3 protein-coding genes and 1 pseudogene are annotated in these 2,913 nt (G+C 70.4%); 1 reads left to right on the top strand and 3 read right to left on the bottom strand.

Going from position 1 to position 2,913, the window contains the following annotated elements; genetic code table 11:
- Together xseA and Q2100_RS30705 are read right to left on the bottom strand one after the other, a co-directional pair.
- A partial coding sequence (xseA, locus tag Q2100_RS30710) for an exodeoxyribonuclease VII large subunit (RefSeq protein WP_302917052.1) occupies positions 1–989 on the bottom strand: 989 nt, incomplete at its 3' end.
- The gene (locus Q2100_RS30705; RefSeq protein ID WP_302917051.1) at positions 986–1,546 is read right to left on the bottom strand and encodes a lipid droplet-associated protein; all 561 of its coding nucleotides are present in this window, start codon (positions 1,544–1,546) and stop codon (positions 986–988) included. The genes Q2100_RS30705 and xseA, both read right to left, overlap by 4 nt.
- 65 nt (positions 1,547–1,611) lie before the next feature.
- Between Q2100_RS30705 and Q2100_RS30700 the strand changes: the two genes are divergently transcribed.
- Positions 1,612–2,613 (top strand): 4-hydroxy-3-methylbut-2-enyl diphosphate reductase, encoded by a 1,002-nt coding sequence (locus Q2100_RS30700; protein ID WP_264012758.1) that lies wholly within the window; start codon positions 1,612–1,614, stop codon positions 2,611–2,613.
- Positions 2,614–2,615: 2 nt separating this feature from the next.
- On the opposite strand, the pseudogene Q2100_RS30695 reads toward Q2100_RS30700, so the two are convergent.
- Positions 2,616–2,913: pseudogene (locus Q2100_RS30695) on the bottom strand (DUF6542 domain-containing protein); the annotation flags it as partial.

Here is a 2,913-nt window from a genome sequence, read left to right as displayed (position 1 = left end):
GCGGCGGCCAGCGCCCGGTGGATCTCCTCGGAGCGGGCGTCGAGCGCCTGCAGCGGCTGGGCCAGCACGGGCCGGCTGCGCAGCTGCGCGAGCAGGTGGTGCTCCCGGTTCACCCAGTTGCGCAGTGCGCCCGCGCTGCGCTGCCGCAGTTCGGCGACCAGGGCCTGTTCGGCGGCGGCGTCGGGAACGATGCGCTTGGCTGCGTCGGTCGGCGTGGCCGCCCGCAGGTCGGCGACCAGGTCGCACAGCGGGTTGTCCGGTTCGTGGCCGATGGCGCTGACGACCGGCGTCGTGCACGCCGCGATCTCCCGGCACAGCGTCTCGTCGTAGAACGGCAGCAGGTCCTCTACGCTGCCGCCGCCACGGGCGATGACGATCACGTCGACGGCGGGATCGGCGTCCAGTTCGCGCAGCGCCTCGACCACCTGCGGCACGGTGTTCGGCCCCTGCACTGCGGTGTTGCGGATCGCGAATCGCACCGCGGGCCAGCGCTCGGTGGCGACGGCGACCACGTCGCGCTCGGCGTGACTGGCCCGCCCGGTGATGAGGCCGACGGTGCCGGGCAGGAACGGGATCGGCCGTTTCAGCCGCGCATCGAACAGGCCCTCGGCCGCGAGCAGTTCGCGCAGCCGGGCGATGCGGGCCAGCAGTTCGCCGAGCCCGACGGCGCGGATTTCACTGATGCGCAGGCTGAACGAGCCGTTGCGGGTGTAGAACTGCGGCTTGCCGAGCACGATCACCTGGGTGCCCTCCGACAGCGGCACCGGGGCATTGGCCACCAGGTCGCGCGGACAGCTCACCGACAGCGACATGTCCGCCGCCGGGTCACGCAGCACCATCCAGGCCGTCGACTGGCGCAGCTTCAACTCGGTGAGCTGACCCTCGATCCAGACCATGCCGAGCCGGTCGATGTACTTGGCCACCCGGGTGGCGACTGCGCGGACCGGCCAGGGATTCTCCGCCGACTGACCCGGCTCGGACGTGGTCACTTCGCGCTGGCGCGGGTGATCCTGTTGGCCAGCAGCGTCTGGAACGGGGCGCGCGCCTTCGTGTCGCCCTCGTAGTCGAGCAGCGCCTCGAGATCGGCGATCCGCAGCGAGGGCAGGCGTGCCCGCAGCTGGGCGAGCGTCAGCGACTCGTAATCCAGCTCGGTGACGATCTCGGGCGTGTCCGTCCCGGTCTTCTTCTGGGCGGCGGGCTTCTCGGGGGCCGGCGACTCCGGCTCACCGGTGCTGTAGAGGGCGAAGCGGCCCTCGGTGCGGCGCTCGCCGTCGTCGCTCGCATCGGCGGGCCCGTCGTCGGTGTCCTCGTCGAACGTCGCCCATTCGGGCTGCTCATCCTTGGGCGGGAAGATCGATTCGAGTGTCTCGTCGCCCTTGATCACCAGGGCCGCGACGTCCTGCTGCGCCTTCATCACGAGGTGCGCGACCTGGCTGACGATCGTCATGGGATACATCAGGATGGTCTGCGGCAGCTTTCGGGTCTCCTCGATGGCGGTCACGGCTGCGCCGACCAGCAGACGGACCCCATAGGGTGCGGTAGCCATGGGCACCAGCGTACGGCGGCCTCGCCAACTGGTCCGATAGCCCTACGGGTAAGTACCCTGGAGCCATGCCGTCGACAATCAACATGGGGATTCCGGGCGCTTCCAGCTCGGTCACTGGCGGCGTCGCCGGCAAGCGGGTCCTGCTCGCCGAGCCCCGGGGCTACTGCGCCGGGGTTGACCGGGCCGTCGAGACCGTCGAGCGTGCGCTCGAAAAGCACGGCGCCCCCGTCTACGTGCGGCACGAGATCGTGCACAACCGCTACGTGGTGGACACGCTGGCCAAGGCCGGCGCCGTCTTCGTCGAGCAGACCGACGAGGTGCCCGAGGGTTCCATCGTCGTGTTCTCCGCGCACGGTGTCGCGCCGACCGTCCACGTGGAGGCCGCGGCCAGGAACCTCAAGACGATCGACGCCACCTGCCCGCTGGTCACCAAGGTGCACAACGAGGCCAAGCGCTTCGCCCGCGACGACTACGACATCCTGCTCGTCGGCCACGAGGGCCACGAGGAGGTGGTCGGCACCGCCGGTGAGGCGCCCGACCACGTGCAGGTCGTCGACAACCCCGACGCGGTCGACAAGGTCACCGTGCGCGACCCGAACAAGGTCATCTGGCTGTCCCAGACCACCCTGAGCGTGGACGAGACGATGGAGACGGTGCGGCGGCTGCGGGAGAAGTTCCCGACACTGCAGGACCCGCCCAGCGACGACATCTGCTACGCCACCCAGAACCGTCAGGTCGCGGTGAAGGCGATGGCGCCCGAATGCGATCTCGTGATCGTCGTCGGCTCCCCGAACTCGTCGAACTCGGTGCGGCTGGTCGAGGTCGCACTGCTCGCAGGCGCTGCGGCGTCACACCTGGTCGACTTCGCCGACGAGATCGACCCGGCCTGGCTGGAGGGTGTCACCACCGTCGGCGTGACGTCGGGTGCGTCGGTGCCCGAGATCCTGGTGCGCGGCGTGCTGGACAGGCTGGCCGAGCACGGGTTCGACACCGTGCAGCCGGTCACCACCGCCAACGAGACGCTCGTGTTCGCGCTGCCGCGCGAGATCCGCCCGTCGCGCAGCTGAGCTCAGCGCTCGGAGTCGTAGTCGTCCCAGCTGTGCCGCCGTCGCGGACGGGTGCGGTATTCGGTGAAGCGGTCACTGTCGTCGGCGCCGCGGTAGCGCACCCGTGACACCGGGTGATGCGTCGAACTGCCGTTGGAGCCGTTGGTCCGGTGCGGTTCGAGGGGCTCGTAGTCGTCGTGATCGCTGTAGCGGCGGCGACGCTCGGGGCGCTCGTAGGAGTCGTACGCCGACCGCCGCTCGGCGGGTGGCTCCCTGCGCGGCTCGCGGGCCGACTGGCTGCGCGGCCTGCGGCGTGGTTCG

This window comes from Mycolicibacterium arseniciresistens (assembly GCF_030519285.1).
GTDB lineage: Bacteria > Actinomycetota > Actinomycetes > Mycobacteriales > Mycobacteriaceae > Mycobacterium > Mycobacterium arseniciresistens.
This window is presented reverse-complemented; position numbering and strand designations above follow the sequence as displayed.

Excerpts from the sequence above, each read along its gene's own strand:
- Q2100_RS30700 (WP_264012758.1), top strand. The coding sequence starts at position 1,612 with ATGCCGTCGACAATCAACATGGGGATTCCGGGCGCTTCCAGCTCGGTC.
- Q2100_RS30705 (WP_302917051.1), bottom strand. The coding sequence starts at position 1,546 with ATGGCTACCGCACCCTATGGGGTCCGTCTGCTGGTCGGCGCAGCCGTG.